This window comes from Marivirga salinae (genome assembly GCF_030503855.1).
Lineage (GTDB): Bacteria > Bacteroidota > Bacteroidia > Cytophagales > Cyclobacteriaceae > Marivirga > Marivirga salinarum.
The window spans coordinates 3,523,365-3,540,756 of sequence record NZ_CP129971.1; the positions used below are offsets into that span (position 1 = coordinate 3,523,365).

Consider the following 17,392-nt stretch of genomic DNA (forward strand, 5'->3'; position numbering starts at 1 on the left):
CTATGCATTACAATTGCACGCCTTTAGAGAGTAAATCATCAATATCTTCAGCAATATCACCAGACGGTCTTGCAGCATTTGCATCTGCTATATTACCTTCCTGATCGATTAAAATAAAGCGAGGAATTCCGCTGATGGCATATTTTTGCATAATAGTAGCACCCCAGGCACCCTCAGCATATAAATGAATCCCTCCTAACTCTTTCTTCTTAACCATCTTTTTCCAAGGCTCAGGTGATGAATCAACACTTATCGCAATAAATGCAACATTTTCATTTTCATATTGCTTCTGTAATTCCTCCATATGAGGATGTTCTGCAATGCATGGGGCACACCAAGTTGCCCAAACATCTATATAAACTACTTTACCTTTAAAATCGGCCATAGTCATACTATCTCCTTCCAAATTAACATATTTAAAACCTGGAGCCGGATTTCCTTTTGCCAATGACGCTAAAACCTCAAGCTTATCTTCTACATTCTTTAAACGTTTCTTTGAGGAATTCAATGCTTTCCATTCCACAATCAAAGAATCTCTATCTTCCTTGTTTAATCTATTTAAATGTACATTGATTACTTGATATAATAATTCTCCCTTAATAGGATCACTTGGAATAGAATTCACTTCTTCAACTGATGCCATCACATACTCACTTACATCTTGTGGGCCTTTATCTTTAAACTTTTCACCTACTTTAAATGTAATCTGTCTTTGTAAATAAGGTATAAAAAACTCATAATCTAAATTGCTTGAATCGTAAAGATCTAATGAATCCTGAAAAGCATAAAAGTTCTCAGAAGGTTCGAATTCTTCTTTTGTCAATCTGGATTTATATCCTGAATAATTCAATAGATTAAAATAAAACTCCCAATCATTATTTTTAAGATACCAGTCTTTAAATTCTTGATCCTTAACTCCTGACTTTTCTAAAGCATTTTCTTTCAATACATAGTTTTTACGAAATGCGACTAGAAAACTATCTTCTGAAAGAGCCGCTAATTGTGCTATTCCTTTTAAAGTATCTTCCATTAAAACCGTGGACGCCAAAAAGTTATTAATGGCTGCTCCTTTACCTTCATACTTTATAGATTCATCAAATTCTCTTGGATCAATTGTAAGGCTTAATTGATCCCCTGGCCTTAGATATAGGGTAGTTATTTCATTTCCATGAGCAAAGACTACCTTCTCCGCTTTATTAATAGGTATATTAGTTTGGAAATTGCCAACTGAATCTAATGCAGCTGTTATAGTTGTATCTTGAAGTCTTAATGAAATATTGTCACCTTTTGGATTTATGACTTCTCCCTTTAAAGAAGTTACCATATTTTCTTTCTCTGGAGAACATGAAGCTAATAGTCCTAAAACGAGTAATGTAATTAGTTTGATAGTTTTCATTTGAGTTTAATTGATGGTTTGTCAAAAACTAAATTATAAGTTATATTTCAAATTTAAAAGGTTTAATTGAAATTTTAATTGGAAACATGTTTGTGTTACTTAATTAAAGAATTTCTGTAATGTGTGTATGAGCTTCGAGGGTACATTATAATCTTTTTCTCATTTTCAATGAATTAGTTTTTACCCTTCGGTTCACATCCGCTGGAAAGTTTGCGCATAAAAAAACCTCCAACAGAAAAAATAAACTGCTGGAGGTAAAAAAAGAGGTCACGAGCGGATTACTCATACGCACGGGCATGCCGCACACCCCCTCGTGAATCTTCGCCTGCGGCTTGATTTCGAACCTGCGCTTCTCATCCGCTGGAAAGTTTGCGCATAAAAAAACCTCCAACAGAAAAAATAAACTGCTGGAGGTAAAAAAAGAGGTCACGAGCGGATTCGAACCGCTGTGGATGGTTTTGCAGACCACTGCCTAGCCACTCGGCCACGTGACCTTATTCGCTTTTGAGATTGCAAAAATAGACATATTATTGCGCTTGTCAAATAGAGAACAAGAATAATTATTAAATAATTTAACTTATTCTATAACTAGATTTTTTTTATTTGACGATATCTCTTTATTACTTTAATACTACAACCACGAAATCCCCTCAATACTATTAAAGTTAAGAAGGTATTCTAAAGAGTTTTTCGCTAAAGCGAAAAACCTTTTGTTTCTTTTGTGGTTAGAAAAATGTTTGTTAATCTGTACCAACATTAGCAATTTCCCACCACAAAAGAGACAATAGAACACAAAGGGAGATAACCAAGGTTATTTTTAGGATTGCTTTGAAGCCTGATGTTTCTAAGGTTAACTTAATAACATTAAAGTCTTCTCAAGGACAGTCGCTCAAATTTAAATCCGTGAAAAACAAAAAAAAGCCATCTACTTTTCAGCAAATGGCTTTCACATATATTTAATAAGATTTAGAGATTACTCTTTATCTTCTTTTTTATCGTCAGCTTTTTTCTCTTCAGCTTTTTCCTCTTTCTCTTCTGCTTTAGCTTCTTCCTTTTTGGCTTCTGCTTTCACTTCGTCAGCTTTTGGCTCTTCTTTCTTCGCTGCTTTCTTTGCTTCCGCTTTTGGCTCTTCCTCTTTCTTAGGAGCAGCTTTTTTCTTGCTTCCGCCTTTAGCATCATCTTCCATTTGTGTTTTCAATGCAGATAATGCATCCAAATCACCTAATGTAGATGAAGAAGCTTGTTGCTTAGGAGCTGATTTCTTCTTACCACTTCCAGTAGCAGTTGGCTTCTTCTTAGGAGCTGCCTCTTCTACTTTAGAGTGTGTATGTAAGTGAGACAATACAATACGCTTGTCATCTTTAGAGAATTCTAAAACTTGGAATTCTAAAGACTCACCTACTTCTGCCATTGAGTCATCTGCTTTCTTCAAATGCTTAGTAGCAGCGAAACCTTCAATTCCGTAAGGAAGCTCAAGGATTGCACCTTTTTCGTTTTTGTTCAACACAGTACATTTGTGCTTAGAACCAACAGTAAATACTGATTCAAAAGTATCCCAAGGATTCTCTTCCAATTGTTTGTGTCCTAATGCTAATCTTCTGTTATCAACATCTAGTTCTAAAACAACTACGTTCAATTCCTCTCCTACTTTCACGAATTCAGATGGGTGCTTGATTTTCTTAGTCCAGCTTAAATCAGAAACGTGAACCAATCCGTCAATACCTTCTTCTAACTCGATGAACAATCCGAAGTTAGTCATATTTCTAACTACTCCTTTATGCTCAGTACCAACAGCATACTTTGTTAATACTTCTTTCTTGTTCCAAGGATCTTCAGTCAATTGCTTAATGCCTAATGACATCTTACGCTCTTCTTTGTCTAAAGTAAGAACTACTGCTTCTAACTCATCACCAACATTGATGAAATCTTGTGGATTTCTTAAGTGCTGTGACCAGCTCATTTCTGAAACGTGGATCAAACCTTCAACACCTGGAGCGATCTCCAAGAATGCACCGTAATCAGCAACATTAACAATTTTACCTTTCACTTTAGAACCTACATCAAGGCCTTCAGCCAATGAGTCCCAAGGGTGAGAAGTTAATTGCTTCATACCTAAAGAAATACGTTTTTTACCTTCGTCAAAGTCAAGTACTACTACTTTCACTTTTTCGTCAAGCTTCAATACCTCTTCTGGGTGATTGATTCTACCCCAAGAAATATCCGTAATGTGCAATAGACCATCAACACCACCAAGGTCAATAAATACACCAAAGTTGGTCATGTTTTTGATCACACCTTCTAGAACCTGACCTTTTTCAAGGTTGTTCAAGATTTCAGCTTTTTGCTTCTCTAGATCTTTTTCTATTAATACTTTGTGGGAAACTACTACGTTATCGTTACTGTAGTTAATTTTCACCACTTTTACTTCCATTTTCTTACCTACGAAAACATCGAAGTCGCGAATAGGCTTCACGTCAATTTGAGAACCTGGTAAGAAGGCTTCAACACCGTGTACATCCACGATTAAACCACCTTTAGTTCTTCTTTTTACTAATCCTTCTATGATTAGATCTTCGTCAAGCGCTTTTTGGATTTTGTCCCAAGCACCTACAATTTTTGCTTTTCTTCTGGATAAAACTAATTCCCCATTTTGATCTTCACGTTCTTCAACGTAAACTTCCACTTCGTCACCGATTTTTAAATCAGGAGTATCACGGAATTCATTGGTAGGAACTAAACCATCAGACTTGTACCCAACATTTAATACCACGTCACGATCGTTAATCGCTACCACAATACCTTTTACTACTTCCTGCTCAGCCAAGTCAGTAGCAACATTGTCATACATTGCAGCTAGTTCTTCTCTTCTAGCTTTTGAGTAGCCTTCACCAAAACCTTTGGTTTCAAATGCTTCCCAGTCGAACTCTTCGTTCTGTACGTTTTCTTGATTTTCTGCCATAATGTGTCAGGGCTCTTTAATTACAATGTCAATCCGAGCCAAGATTTCCATCGTTTTGGTTTACAAATACTTACCTACTCAGATAAGCCCATTCACTCGAACGGATTGCAAAGGTACGATTTATTTGGAAAGTCGCAATATGTTGGCACTCAGATAATAAAAAATCTATTGTTTTAACCACTAAGTTTCACTGAGACTTTCACGAAGGTTACTAAGGCTCCCCTTTGTGAAATAAAACTGGTCTGACCTTCGGTACTGACCTAATCGAGTACCTTAAGCTGACAAATGGGAATATTTAGGTCAGTTGATAGTCAAACTGGGAAGTTTTTAAGAGAACACAAAAGTACAATTAAAAAATCTAAGGTTCTTCTTCGTGAAACTTTGTGAAAAATCATAGTGCTCTTTGCGGTTAAATATGGTTAAAATCAATCTTCTTTTAATTCGAATAGATGGGATTCAAGGAAAACAACATTATAATTCTCTCCTACTTCAAATTCTGATTGGGTTGATTTTACAATCAATGATTGATTTTTGTTAAGTTGAAATTGATAGCGATAATAATTTCCTATGAATAGCTTTTCAGTCAACTTCAATTCCAATTGATGCTTTGTATCATTATCAGTATCGATCAAAATATTTTCACTCCATATCCCGAGTAATTTTGATTGCCCTTTCCCAAACTTGCCTTTTGGCAGAAGGTTTACTTCGCCTAAAATATTAGCAACAGAGGTGAACTCAGGGTTTTTATAAATAGCTTTTGGGTTATCGCTCTTTATAATATCCCCATTTTTTAAGATGTGAATAATATCTGCCAAATAGAATGCTTCATAGAGATTATGGCTAACTAGTATGATGCTGGTATCTAATTCATTTTTCACTTCCTTAATGGCATCAAGTAGAATTTGACGTGTAGGAAAATCAAGCTGAGTGAAAGGTTCATCTAGTAATAAGACTGATGGCTGAGTAGCCAATGCACGAGCTATTGCCAATCTTTGCTTTTCACCTCCAGATAATAATTCAATTTTATGCTCCTTTAATTCTTCCAAACGCATAAGCTGCAACAAATGATTGATTTGTTGCTCAGCAAAATCATCTTTAAAAGATAAAAGCGCATCCTTTAAATTCTCTAGGACTGTTCGATTGTGCAGTAGATTAAAATTTTGAGCCACATAAGCCAATTCCTCATTCCCTGCAACTAATACCTCCTCAGGATTTTCTAATTCTTCTCCCTCAAAAATAATCTTCCCGTTCTCAGGAGCAACAAGTCCAGCTAAAATTTTAAGTAAGGTAGATTTTCCCTCACCGCTTTTTCCCATCACCACATGCGTTTCACCTTCCTTTATTTTCAAATTAACTTCTGAAAGAATAGCCTTATCGAATGATTTGGAAATATTTATAGCTTCTAAAATAATTTTAGCCATGAGATGAAAATTAACGGAGATATAAATTAGATCTCTATAAACAAAAAAAGCGAACTGATGTTCGCTTCATTATTATATCTATTAAAAAGAAAAAGTATTAATCCTCCTTCTTATCTTCTTTTTTCTTAGTCGCCTTAGGCTTATCTTCAGTTTTTGCTTCCTCTTTTTTAGGAGCCGCCTTCTTTTTAGGAGCTGCTTTTTTTGCTTCAGTAGCTTCTTCCTTTTTTTCAGCTTTAGCAGTATCTTCCTTCTTGGCAGCAGGTTTTTTCTTATCTGCTTTTTCGAATTCTGCTTTTATAGCTTCTACATCAACATTTTTTATAACAGGTTGTTGTTGCAATTTCTGAATGCTATCCACTCTTTTCTTTGCTACTACTCTGTTTTTTCTTGCTTTTCTTTTGAGACTTGTTCCTGCCATGATTAGTTCTTTGTCAAAATTGGATTGCAAATGTATGCCTATTGTTCTTTTAATCAAAATAATTGTTCAATATTTTATTTAGACAGCCTAAAAAGGACTGAAATCATTCCCTGTCTGAAATCATTATCTCCAATTTGAAAAGTTATTGGATTTAATTTGAGCTCTAAATTTTCATAGAGGGCTACTTTAATTTCCAGCCCGAATTCTAAGCCATAAATAATTTCATTCCGAAAACCGGCATCAAAAAAAACATCTTCATTTCTGTAGCCCGTTAACCAACCAATAAAAGGAGAAGCAAATGGAGTGATAGAAATCCTGTTTCCCTCAAGTATCTTATACCCCACCGAAGGAGCAAAACTTATGGTATTTGCATAAAAAGCATTAAATTCTCTGAAAATATTAGAATTTAGCACTGTAATATGGACAGTGGGATTAAGACTGAATTTTCCACCTTCATGAGTAAATTCCTTTTGGATATCAATCCCAAAACCTGTGACATCATCCAACCCTTGTTGTGATAGCGAAGAATAAACGAAGCCTCCGCCTGCATAAATTTGAGCTGTCATTTCATAAGTAGTCATGAAAATCAGGACAGCAAAAATTAATGATTTAAATTTTTTCATATTTTCTATTGATAGTTCGTATAAAAATACAAACTAAAAAAATAATACCTATTAAATTGATGAATTTTTATTAAAAATAAAGCCTGTAAAACTTCTAATTCTACAGGCTTCAAAAATTTAATACTCTAGATTAACATCATTTAGATTTTTCATCATCTTCCGAAGTATCCTCTTGCTTATTTTTAACGTATTTCTCTAACCATTCATGCTGCTCCCAAAGCATATGCAAAATGCTTTCTTTTGCGCTATATCCATGACTTTCCTTAGGCAGCATCACTAATCGTGCTGTAGCTCCTAAGCCTTTTAAAGCATTGAAGTATCGTTCACTTTGCAAAGGATAGGTTCCTGAATTATTATCAGCTTGTCCATGAATCAACAACAATGGTGTTTTCATTTTTTCAGCGTGCATAAATGGAGACATATTATAATACGTCTCAGGAGATTCCCAGTAAGAACGTTCTTCACTTTGGAAACCAAAAGGAGTTAAGGTTCTATTATAAGCACCGCTCCTGGCAATTCCTGCTGCAAACAAATCAGAATGAGAAAGCAAATTGGCTACCATAAAAGCACCATAGGAATGCCCTCCGACTGCTACTCTTTCTCTATCAATATAACCCATTTCATCCACTGCATCAATGGCTGCTTTTGCATTATCCACTAATTGTTCTCTGAATGTATCATTGGGCTCTTCCTCCCCTTCTCCAACAATTGGGAAAGCTGCGCCATCCAATACCACATAACCTTGAGTTACCCAATAAATAGGACTTCCATAATAGGGATAAATAAATTCATTAGGATTAGAAGTATTTTGACCCGCACTGCTTTTGTCTTTATACTCACGTGGATAAGCCCACAAAATCATGGGCTTTTTCTCCTTACTTTCTTTATCATAATTTACAGGTAAATACAAAGTTCCATCTAATGAAAGGCCATCTTCTCTTTCATAGCTTATTACTTCCTTTTGCACATTTTGCATACTTTTAAAAGGATTCTCAAAGGAAGTGATTTGTTTCAAGTCATCTTTCTTCCGAATATTTCTGAAATAGTAATTAGGATAATCTGTTTGGGACTCTATTCTCACCAAAACTGTTCCTTTCTTCATATCAATAGAAGAGTATAAATTTTCGAGCTTATCGGTATATTCCGATTTATAAAGTCTGTTTTTCTTTTGTGTTTTTAAATTAATCTCATCTACAAAGGGAAATTGCCCCTCAGGTGTATAACCATCTCCCATCAAAAAGGCTTTTTCACCCTCTAATTCAAGCACATATTCATTAAATTTATTCTTTGTAGTTACAAAGCTTCCAGGGTCATTATATCGATCTTGATAATTTCTATCAAAAAGTACTTTTGGTTCTTGTTCACTATTAGATGGATTAAATGTATAGGCTTTCATATTCCGAGTATTCCACCAATAATCATGGGCAATTGCTATATTATCATTTCCCCATTGGATGTATCTGTATCGATTGATGGTTTTTAATAATGGCTTTCCTTCACCTTTAAATGGAGCTTCTAATTGATAAACTTCATCTCTAAAATCTACTTTATTTTCCGGATCACCTTCATCTAAAGCTTTTGCATAAATTAAAGTTGCTGGTTTGTCATTTCTCCAATTCATACTTCTTCGGCCTGTTCTAACTGACATAAAGCCTTTAGGCAAAACTTCCTGAAGAGGAACATCATTCACCTGATTAATTAAATTCCCTTCCATATCATAAATATTAGTTTCATTAGGAAATCTATAGTAAGGAACTATGTATGAAAAAGGTGTCTTAATCTGGCTTACCATTACATATTCTCCATTTGGAGAAACTGACATACTAGAATACATAGCAGTCGGTAGAAAATCTGTCGCGTTTCCTTTCAAATCCAAGGAGACTATTTTGGATAAAGCCAATTGCTCAAAGTTGAATTCATCATTAGTATTACTCAATAGATCCTGATAGGTCCTATTTTGAGCTTTCTCTCCATCGCTTACTGAAATAACTGGTCCACTAGGAATAGCTTCTCCTGAATTAATGAGCGCTTTTCGATCTTCGGGCAAAACATTTACTAAAAGTCCTGAATTATCCTTTTTCCACTCAATAGGATTACCCATATTTGCATTCGCAATACCTTCCATCAATCGAGTTGCTTTGCTTTCATTAATATTTAAAACCCAAATCTCAACACCAGTTGAAGTAGTATGAGAAAAAGCAATCATTTTTTGATTAGGCGACCAATTAAAGTTGGATAATCTTGGAGATTCGGGCAAGCCTTCTACTTCCTTGATATTATCCTTTAGCGCTTTCTTGGTTTTTATATCGTTGTAGTATCGGGTTCGGCTTCCAATATTGGTTTTTGGATTAATACGCAACCCTCCAAGTCTTAATTCCTCTTCTGAGAGCTCAGCTATTGGTTTATAAGGATCTCTATAAATCAAAACCACATTTTCTCCCTTCTTGTCAATTAAGACTGAGGGTGCTAATGGGGCATCAACTAATTCTAAAATCTCTTTTGGGGGTTTTTGATAATCTAAGTTTTCTTGGGCCGTTAAGTTCCAGCTGAAGAATACCAACAGGAAGAGGAAGAATATTTTTTTCATGACATTTAGTTTTTGGTTAACAATCTATTTCAAAAAGAGCTACTAGTACTTACTCATTGCTGAGTAATTAAATTCTACGTATACATGAAATTATATAAACCTAATGGTTTTTACTAATTAGTAATACGCCAAAGGAAAAACTAAATGTTTAATGGTATTTGAGGTTTCTATTTTTAGTCAGCAACCAATGCTAGTCAATGAATGAGGAATTATTTATTATCAACGATTATTATTTTCCAAATAACCTGAAAAGCTTCTTTTTACGATTGGTAAAAGCGTTTCATAATAAGGATAGGGTTGTAATGCTACTACTCTGAAAGCTGAGTAATTACTCACCAATTGAATATTCTTTAAAACTTGAATTTTGATTTGCTCTAATGTAGTGCCTAGTGATTTTTTTATTCTATCAATAAAGACAGTTTGTAGTCCTCTAACTTTTTCCTCGGCTGCTTCAAAGATTGAAATTCTATATTGATAGATATGGTAAAATGATTCATATTGAGGATCTATTAATAATAAGCCTTCATTTTCTTCCAAAGCTTTTACTCCCACTGGCTCAATGATTAGTTGTTTCTCGACCTCGTCAAAAATATCTTTCCCAACAACTATATGATTTTGTATCTTATTCATGGCAAAATCAACAATATTTTCTAGCTCTTTTAATTGATCATCTTCCGCCACTTTCGATTCAAAAAACATCCTAAAATTCTTCAAATCCAGCTTAGTTAATTCTTTAGGAAAGGACTTCCATAGTTTTTGCTTTCCCGCCTTTAAATGAGATGCATTTTTGTAGTGCATAATCAAATCAGCAAAAGAAGGATAAAGTTTATGTTGCTCAAAAGATTTACTTACTTGTTGCAAGTAGGCTAACAATATATACTTTTTATATTCAAAATCTAGTGTGCCTTTGGTGATCCAATCATCTGATAACTTTTCCATAATAATTTGATTTTAACATAAACTGTCATCAAAATATAATCATAATCTGTCAAAAGTTCACAAACGATAATACGAATAATCTTACATGACAATTTTAAAACGAAAAACCTGCAATTTTGACACGCTTTTACAAGTGGCACATTTAATGTTATCAGCATTGCGGATTAATAAAAAATCAAAATATAAATTATAATAAAATGTCAAACGTATCATTTAAACCAAATGAGGATAGGGTTCTAGTAGAGCCAGCTCCTGTAGAAGAAAAAACAGCATCTGGTATTATCATTCCTGACACTGCAAAAGAAAAGCCTCAACAAGGTAAAATCGTTGCAGTTGGGCCAGGTAAAGATGATGCTCCTGTAACCGTTAAGGTTGGTGATTCTGTATTATACGGAAAGTATTCTGGAACAGAATTTACACTTGAAGGAAAAGAGTATTTAATTATGAGAAACTCCGACATTTTCGGCACTATTTAAAAGTTAAACTAAAAATATTATAATATCATGGCAAAGAATATTTCATTTGACCTAAAAGCTAGAGATGGCTTAAGAAAAGGCGTTGATAAATTAGCTAATGCAGTAAAAGTAACTTTAGGACCAAAAGGTAGAAACGTAATCATCGATAAGAAATTCGGTGCTCCATCTGTAACAAAAGATGGTGTTTCTGTAGCTAAGGAAATCGAATTGAAAGATCCAATTGAGAACATGGGCGCTCAGCTTGTGAAAGAAGTTGCATCTAAAACTGCAGATGAGGCTGGAGACGGTACTACAACTGCCACTGTTTTAGCTCAATCTATTTTCAAGCATGGTTTGAAAAACGTGACAGCGGGTGCTAACCCAATGGACTTGAAAAGGGGTATTGAAAAAGCAGTTAAATTGGTTGTTGCAGACTTAAAGAAACAGTCTAAAGATATTTCTAACAGCAACGAAATTGAGCAAGTAGGTACTATTTCTGCTAACAACGATGCTACAATCGGTAAAATGATTGCCGAGGCAATGGACAAAGTTGGAAAAGATGGTGTAATCACTGTTGAAGAAGCTAGAGGTACTGAAACTGAAGTGAAGACTGTTGAAGGTATGCAGTTTGACAGAGGATATCAGTCTCCATATTTCGTGACTAACACGGAGAAAATGGAAGCTGAATTAGAAAATCCTTATATCTTAATTTACGATAAGAAAATCGGTAGCATGAAAGAATTGCTTCCTATCTTAGAAGCAGTTTCTCAAACTGGTAAGCCATTATTGATTATCTCTGAAGAAGTAGAAGGTGAAGCTTTAGCTACTTTAGTGGTAAACAAAATCAGAGGTTCTTTAAAAATTGCTGCAGTTAAAGCTCCTGGCTTTGGCGACAGAAGAAAAGCAATGTTAGAGGACATCGCTATCTTAACTGGTGGTACAGTAATTTCTGAAGAAAGAGGCTATAAATTAGATGGCGCTACTTTAGAGTATTTAGGTACTGCTGAGAAAATCACTATTGACAAAGACAATACTACTATTGTTAATGGTGCTGGTAAAAAAGAAGATATCCAAGCGAGAGTGAGTCAAATCAAATCTCAAATGGAGAACACTACTTCTGATTATGATAAAGAAAAATTACAAGAGCGTTTGGCTAAATTGTCTGGCGGTGTAGCTATTCTTTACATAGGAGCTGCTACAGAAGTAGAGATGAAAGAGAAAAAAGACAGAGTTGATGATGCTCTACACGCTACAAGAGCTGCAGTTCAAGAAGGAATTGTTGCAGGTGGTGGTATTGCTTTATTAAGAGCTATTAAAGCTTTAGATAAAGTAGATGTTGAAAATGAAGATCAAGAAACTGGTGTGAACATCATTAGATTAGCTCTTGAATCTCCTTTAAGAACTATTGTTGAGAATGCAGGTCAGGAAGGATCAGTAATCATCAATAAAGTATTAGAAGGAAAAGACGATTATGGATACAATGCACGTGAGAATAAATATGAAAATTTATTCAAAGCTGGTGTAATTGATCCAACTAAAGTTACTCGCTTAGCGCTAGAAAATGCGGCTTCTATCTCAGGATTATTGTTAACTACCGAATGTGTAGTGGCAGATGAAGAGGAAGAAGATGCTGGTGGCGGAATGCAAGGTGGCGGAATGCCAGGCGGCATGGGCGGAATGGGTGGAATGATGTAATCTCCCAATATTCAAAGAAGAAAATTAAGGCTTTGTCGATTGACAAGGCCTTTTTTGTTTTTTTATTTTAAAAAAGTATAGCTTTACATTAAACTTAACTAAGAAATGGACAAGCATCATATATTTAAGAATTACGAAAGCTTTATTTTATTTTTACTAATTCATGTAGGAAGTTCAGATTATAGTCTTAAAGGCTCTGAAATAGAGGTTATTCTCTCTAAAATGGAAGATTATTTCCCTGACATTGAAGATATGGATCAACTCCAATCAAAATTTGTCACTTTGAAGGATGAATATGAAGAGCTTTCTGATTCTGACATCAACCACATCATTTATCATAATTATCTCCATTATAAGAATGACAGGATTAATGCTAATAGAATCTTAAACGACTTACAAGAAGTAATTATGGCAGATGGCTTTATCCATGATATGGAAACTAAAACCATTGAAGCAATCAAGAAATTATTAAATATAAGAGAAGCTGATCTTTAATTTATAGTAAATACATAACCGCTATAAAATGCGTTATAGTGCCAATCAGAACAAAAACATGCCAAATCGCATGGGCATAATGCATTTTATGGTTTGTATAAAAAATAGTGCCGATTGTATAGCTTAATCCCCCTCCTATTAATAACAATAGCACGGTAGTTGAAAGCTCTTCATATAATGGTTTAGCAATAAATACCGCTATCCATCCCATTCCTAAATAAAGAATTAAAGAAAGTTTAGGGAATCGATGAGTGAAAAATATTTTAAAAATGGTTCCAAAAACGGCTATTCCCCAAACAATACCAAACATTAACCAACCCATGGTACCTCCTATTCCCAAAATCAAAAATGGTGAGTAAGTGCCAGCGATCAGAAAATAGATACTGATATGGTCGAAAATCCTTAGAATCGTTTTGGTTTTTTGATGCTGAATCGCATGATAAAGAGTTGAAAAGGTATACATTAGTAAAAATGCTCCACCAAAAAAGCTAGTACTGATAATATGTAGAATACTACCTTCTAAAACTGAAAATGTCATAAGAAGTGAAATGGCTACCACACTAAATAAAATACCAAATCCGTGCGTAAGGCTATTAGCTAATTCTTCTTCTATAGTCTGGGCTCTCTTCAAATTTTTTCCTTTAAAATTGAACCAAAAGTATAACTTATCGCTTAGTAATACAAGAATATAAGTTACCAGATTTTTTCAAATAATAGTTATTTTGAAAGCTTTTTGGTAGCTTTGTTGTCTTTCAAAGCAAGTTTAACCATTTGCATCTATCTATTTAGATACCTTCCCTTGGTTATTCTCCTTTGAACCCCTCACAAAAGGGATTTTTACATTCAAGTAAAATACTTGTCTTACACTATAAATTAAAACCCTACTTTATGGCAAGATCACAAAACAGCTTTATCAAGAAACAGAAAGAGAAAAAGCGCATGAAGAAAAAAGAAGAGAAGCAAGAGAAAAAAGAAATGCGTAAAGAACAATCAAAAGGCGGAGCTCTTGATGATATGATTGCTTATGTTGATGATTACGGAAATATTCTAGATAGCCCACCAGAAGAGCCCAAAAAAGATAAGAAAAAAGATAAGGAAGAAGATTCCGAAAATAAAGAAAATTAATTCTTTAAAAAGTTACTACCCCGCAAAAACCAAAAGGCGAGCTTAAACTCGCCTTTGGGGTTATAATGACGGTTATTCGTCATTAATCCTACCTCTTTATAACGTGAGGGAAAAAATAATCCCGACTCGTTAATATAAATATAGAGATTCGAATCGATAGTTACAAGCGTACTCAATAATATTTTTTCACTTTATTTAACAGATCTTTTGAGAATCAATGGAAGATGAATTAAATAGCAGTTAGTTATATTCCTTTTGCTTAAAATTGAATAAAGGCCCTATTATGAAAAAAGAATGCCCTGCATGTGCTATGATGATTGAAAAGAATGCGCAAATCTGCCCTATTTGTCAATATGAATTTCCGAAGAGGAGTTATCAAAACAAATTAAAATGGATTGCGGTTTTACTCGCAGTACTTTTCTTATTGGTAATTTTACTTTAAATAAATCAAGATGAAATCAGAATTTCAATTTGCTATCATTAACGTATTTTCAAATTCATTAATCAATGCATTAGGCAATCCATCAGCCATAATTTTACTTGATAGAGATTTATCAGATATAAAATTACAAGCCATAGCAACAGAGCTCAACCAACCTGCAACTACCTTCCTTTGGAAAACTGAAAAAGAAAATGAGTTTTTAATCCGTTGGTTTGCTCCAGATGCAGAAATAGGTTTATGCGGACATGGTGCAATGGCTGCTTCAGTTTTCTTATCAGATCATTTCTCAGATGTAGCTGCTGATAATGGGTTTAAACTCATTAAGAATGATACAATTATTGAAGCAGGGCTCAATTCAGAAAATGAGCATTTTATTATTCTTAAAAATATTCAGAGAAGTAAACAACAGCAGTCACCAGAAGGCTTAGAAAAGGCGCTAGGAAAGAAAATAGTGGAATATTACCCCACTGATAACAAGCATATTGTATTACTTGAAAATGAAGAAAGCCTAGCTAAAATGAAACCTGACTTTGAAGCATTAAGAAAAATAGATGTGTTTGGCTATTCTGTAACAGCTCCCTCTTCTCAAAAAGGTGACTTTGTCTGCAGAACACTTGTTCCCCATGTTCAGCAACTTGAAGATCATGCTACAGGTTCTACGCAGGCAGTGCTTGTTGATTTTTGGGCTAATAAATTAGAAAAATCAAAATTAGAATCAAGACAATTAAGCCCCAGAGGTGGATATTTCAATGCTATTCACAATGCAGAAAATTTTAAGCTGATTGCGCACTCCTATTATACAATTAGAGGAACTTTTTATTTAAATTAGAGATTTGTATCTCTATAATTATCAAACTTAATAATCTTTCTATGAGAAGTATTGCATCATATTTAATCCTTACTAGCATTATAATTCTATCCGCATGTAGAAAGGAAGATCCTGAACCTCCTAGCTATGAAAATGGCACCAATCAATATGTGAATAATTGGATTTATGATAATATGGATCTTTATTATTATTGGACAGAAGACTTACCTGACAAGAATATAAATGGTGAAAGTCCTGATGATTTTTTCTATAGTTTAATTTCTACTCAAGACCGATTTTCATGGATTCAGCCAAATTTTCAGGAATTATTGAATTCTTTACAAGGCATTACTCTAGAAGCTGGATATGAATTTTTGTTATACAACGATCCAGAAGTTGCCAACGGTGTAGTGGGCCAAATTGCTTATGTAAAAAAAGGTTCTCCAGCAGAAGAAGCAGGGCTTAACAGAGGAGATTTATTTACCAAAATAAATGGAACAGCATTAACAATTGATAATTACAACAATCAACTGGGAAATATTAGAGAAAACCACATTTTAACTATTGAAAGATACGATTTCGAAAATGGATCTTTTGAAGAAGTTGGGGACTTTGAATTAAGCGCTATTCAATTTGCTGAAAACCCGAACCACCTTGATACAGTCTATACTAGGAATGGAAAAAAGATAGGATATTACGTTTATAATTTATTTACAGTGGGTGCTAACAATGAAAGTACTGCCTATAATGATGAAATGGACGAGGTCTTCTCACGTTTTCAATCAGAAGGGATTGATCATTTAGTTTTAGACTTACGATATAATAGTGGTGGAGCCGAAGGAGCCACCATTAATCTTGCTAGTTTAATAGGTACTAATGTTTCCGATCAAGACATTTTCGTTAAAAGAGATTATAATGAAGGTTTAAAACAAGCTTTCATTGATGAATATGGTGAAGAATCATTAAACAGAAAGTTTGTTAATAAAACAGAAAATATTGGGAATAGCTTAAAGAGTCCGCAATTAACTGTATTAACATCTTCCATGACAGCTTCTGCATCCGAATTACTAATTAATGGATTGAACCCATTCATGGAAACCTATATAATTGGAGATACTACAGTGGGTAAAAATGTAGGTTCCACTAGTTTCTATGAAGAAGATAATGCCGAAAACAACTGGGGTATGCAGCCTATTATCACCAAATCATTCAATAGTCTTAATGAATCCGATTATGATTTAGGATTTTATCCTGATATTGCCTTAAAGGATAATTCATTAGTTAAACTTCAATTAGGAGATGTGAATGAAAAGTTATTGAGAGAAGCTTTAATCTATTTGGCTGGATCAGATGAAGCTAGTAGGATTGATACTTACAAAGAAATTCCTTCAAAAAGTATTTTAGGAAGTATGGAATTAAAAAAGAGATTTGGTGTATATGACATTAAACTAAATCCGTAATAATATTTTGAACAAAAAAAGAGGCCATAAAATATGCCCTCTTTTTTTCTATTCTATTTTAAAGTTTATTAAGCTATATCTTCCGCTAATGGTTTAATATCAAATTCCATATCTAATGAATCTCTGAAATCTTCAATCTCCTCTCCCATTTCTTCATCACCCTCAACAAAATTCCAAATAATATTTAACTTAGTACCTTTATCCTCTATATTTTTCAACTCCATTAACAAATCAAACAAACATTTTGAAGAAGATGTATTGAAATATTTTAAGTAGATATTAACATCTAATTTTTCAGGATTTTTTTCACCAAAAGCTTTTACTTTAGAGCGTAGCATAGTAAAAAGCATCACTACGTCATCATCATAAGATTTCCCCTTAAGTTGAAGTGTAGCATTCTCTTCATCAAATCTAACGTAAGGTGCAGCTTCTTTAGCCGGAATTTCTAATACACTCATTAACACGTAATTTTAGTTTCTGTAAAGCAATTATAGTCATAATACTTCTTAATTCTTTAAAAATACTTCAACATGTAACAATATTTCGATTAAGCTAACTTTTTAATCGAT

General features: G+C 34.0%; 15 protein-coding genes and 1 tRNA gene. 6 read left to right on the forward strand and 10 right to left on the reverse strand.

What is annotated here, in order from left to right; all coding sequences use genetic code 11:
• Nucleotides 1-7: 7 nt before the first annotated feature.
• From QYS49_RS14815 to QYS49_RS14850, 8 genes are all read right to left on the reverse strand, one after another.
• Nucleotides 8-1,396, reverse strand: coding sequence for a TlpA family protein disulfide reductase (locus tag QYS49_RS14815; RefSeq protein ID WP_308348369.1), 1,389 nt, complete (start codon nt 1,394-1,396; stop codon nt 8-10).
• A gap of 423 nt (nt 1,397-1,819) precedes the next feature.
• Nucleotides 1,820-1,890, reverse strand: a tRNA-Cys gene (locus QYS49_RS14820).
• 479 nt (nt 1,891-2,369) lie between these two features.
• Nucleotides 2,370-4,355 (reverse strand): 30S ribosomal protein S1, encoded by a 1,986-nt coding sequence (gene rpsA / locus QYS49_RS14825; protein WP_308348370.1) that lies wholly within the window; start codon nt 4,353-4,355, stop codon nt 2,370-2,372.
• 425 nt (nt 4,356-4,780) lie between these two features.
• A complete protein-coding gene (locus QYS49_RS14830) occupies nt 4,781-5,776 on the reverse strand; it encodes an ABC transporter ATP-binding protein (protein WP_308348372.1) in 996 nt (331 codons plus the stop codon).
• A 97-nt stretch (nt 5,777-5,873) separates the two neighbouring features.
• Complete coding sequence (locus tag QYS49_RS14835; protein WP_308348374.1) at nt 5,874-6,251, reverse strand: hypothetical protein; 378 nt, start codon at nt 6,249-6,251, stop codon at nt 5,874-5,876.
• A gap of 17 nt (nt 6,252-6,268) precedes the next feature.
• A complete protein-coding gene (locus QYS49_RS14840) occupies nt 6,269-6,817 on the reverse strand; it encodes a hypothetical protein (RefSeq protein ID WP_308348376.1) in 549 nt (182 codons plus the stop codon).
• Nucleotides 6,818-6,953: 136 nt separating this feature from the next.
• Complete coding sequence (locus tag QYS49_RS14845; protein ID WP_308348378.1) at nt 6,954-9,404, reverse strand: S9 family peptidase; 2,451 nt, start codon at nt 9,402-9,404, stop codon at nt 6,954-6,956.
• 219 nt (nt 9,405-9,623) lie between these two features.
• Nucleotides 9,624-10,343 carry a hypothetical protein gene (locus QYS49_RS14850; protein ID WP_308348379.1) on the reverse strand — a complete coding sequence of 240 codons (720 nt, stop codon included), beginning with the start codon at nt 10,341-10,343 and terminating at the stop codon, nt 9,624-9,626.
• A 197-nt stretch (nt 10,344-10,540) separates the two neighbouring features.
• On the opposite strand from QYS49_RS14850, the gene QYS49_RS14855 reads away from it, so the two are divergent.
• The 3 genes from QYS49_RS14855 (at nt 10,541) to QYS49_RS14865 (ending at nt 12,988) form a co-directional block, all read left to right on the forward strand.
• Entirely contained in the window at nt 10,541-10,819 is a 279-nt protein-coding gene (locus tag QYS49_RS14855; protein WP_308348381.1) for a co-chaperone GroES, read from the forward strand.
• A gap of 27 nt (nt 10,820-10,846) precedes the next feature.
• A complete protein-coding gene (gene groL, locus QYS49_RS14860; RefSeq protein WP_308348382.1) occupies nt 10,847-12,493 on the forward strand; it encodes a chaperonin GroEL in 1,647 nt (548 codons plus the stop codon).
• A gap of 105 nt (nt 12,494-12,598) precedes the next feature.
• Nucleotides 12,599-12,988: a tellurite resistance TerB family protein gene (locus tag QYS49_RS14865; protein WP_308348383.1), complete on the forward strand. Its 390-nt coding sequence runs from the start codon at nt 12,599-12,601 to the stop codon at nt 12,986-12,988.
• Nucleotide 12,989: 1 nt separating this feature from the next.
• Here QYS49_RS14865 and trhA read toward each other — a convergent pair whose 3' ends face one another.
• Nucleotides 12,990-13,619: a PAQR family membrane homeostasis protein TrhA gene (gene trhA, locus QYS49_RS14870; RefSeq protein ID WP_308348385.1), complete on the reverse strand. Its 630-nt coding sequence runs from the start codon at nt 13,617-13,619 to the stop codon at nt 12,990-12,992.
• Between the two features lie 257 nt (nt 13,620-13,876).
• On the opposite strand from trhA, the gene QYS49_RS14875 reads away from it, so the two are divergent.
• The 3 genes from QYS49_RS14875 to QYS49_RS14885 all read left to right on the forward strand — a co-directional run bounded on the left by QYS49_RS14875 (nt 13,877) and on the right by QYS49_RS14885 (nt 16,823).
• Nucleotides 13,877-14,113, forward strand: coding sequence for a cold-shock protein (locus tag QYS49_RS14875; RefSeq protein ID WP_308348387.1), 237 nt, complete (start codon nt 13,877-13,879; stop codon nt 14,111-14,113).
• 452 nt (nt 14,114-14,565) lie between these two features.
• Complete coding sequence (locus QYS49_RS14880) at nt 14,566-15,384, forward strand: PhzF family phenazine biosynthesis protein (protein WP_308348388.1); 819 nt, start codon at nt 14,566-14,568, stop codon at nt 15,382-15,384.
• A gap of 41 nt (nt 15,385-15,425) precedes the next feature.
• Entirely contained in the window at nt 15,426-16,823 is a 1,398-nt protein-coding gene (locus QYS49_RS14885; protein ID WP_308348390.1) for a S41 family peptidase, read from the forward strand.
• A gap of 68 nt (nt 16,824-16,891) precedes the next feature.
• Here the strand turns inward: QYS49_RS14885 and QYS49_RS14890 are convergent, their stop codons facing one another.
• Nucleotides 16,892-17,281, reverse strand: a complete 390-nt coding sequence (locus QYS49_RS14890; RefSeq protein ID WP_308348391.1) for a DUF1987 domain-containing protein — start codon at nt 17,279-17,281, stop codon at nt 16,892-16,894.
• Nucleotides 17,282-17,392 lie beyond the last annotated feature (111 nt).

Coding starts and splice junctions, on each gene's coding strand:
- QYS49_RS14850 (WP_308348379.1), bottom strand. CDS start 10,343: ATGGAAAAGTTATCAGATGATTGGATCACCAAAGGCACACTAGATTTT.
- QYS49_RS14855 (WP_308348381.1), top strand. CDS start 10,541: ATGTCAAACGTATCATTTAAACCAAATGAGGATAGGGTTCTAGTAGAG.
- groL (WP_308348382.1), top strand. CDS start 10,847: ATGGCAAAGAATATTTCATTTGACCTAAAAGCTAGAGATGGCTTAAGA.
- QYS49_RS14875 (WP_308348387.1), top strand. CDS start 13,877: ATGGCAAGATCACAAAACAGCTTTATCAAGAAACAGAAAGAGAAAAAG.
- rpsA (WP_308348370.1), bottom strand. CDS start 4,355: ATGGCAGAAAATCAAGAAAACGTACAGAACGAAGAGTTCGACTGGGAA.
- QYS49_RS14890 (WP_308348391.1), bottom strand. CDS start 17,281: ATGAGTGTATTAGAAATTCCGGCTAAAGAAGCTGCACCTTACGTTAGA.
- QYS49_RS14885 (WP_308348390.1), top strand. CDS start 15,426: ATGAGAAGTATTGCATCATATTTAATCCTTACTAGCATTATAATTCTA.
- QYS49_RS14865 (WP_308348383.1), top strand. CDS start 12,599: ATGGACAAGCATCATATATTTAAGAATTACGAAAGCTTTATTTTATTT.
- QYS49_RS14815 (WP_308348369.1), bottom strand. CDS start 1,396: ATGAAAACTATCAAACTAATTACATTACTCGTTTTAGGACTATTAGCT.
- QYS49_RS14845 (WP_308348378.1), bottom strand. CDS start 9,404: ATGAAAAAAATATTCTTCCTCTTCCTGTTGGTATTCTTCAGCTGGAAC.
- QYS49_RS14830 (WP_308348372.1), bottom strand. CDS start 5,776: ATGGCTAAAATTATTTTAGAAGCTATAAATATTTCCAAATCATTCGAT.
- QYS49_RS14840 (WP_308348376.1), bottom strand. CDS start 6,817: ATGAAAAAATTTAAATCATTAATTTTTGCTGTCCTGATTTTCATGACT.
- QYS49_RS14880 (WP_308348388.1), top strand. CDS start 14,566: ATGAAATCAGAATTTCAATTTGCTATCATTAACGTATTTTCAAATTCA.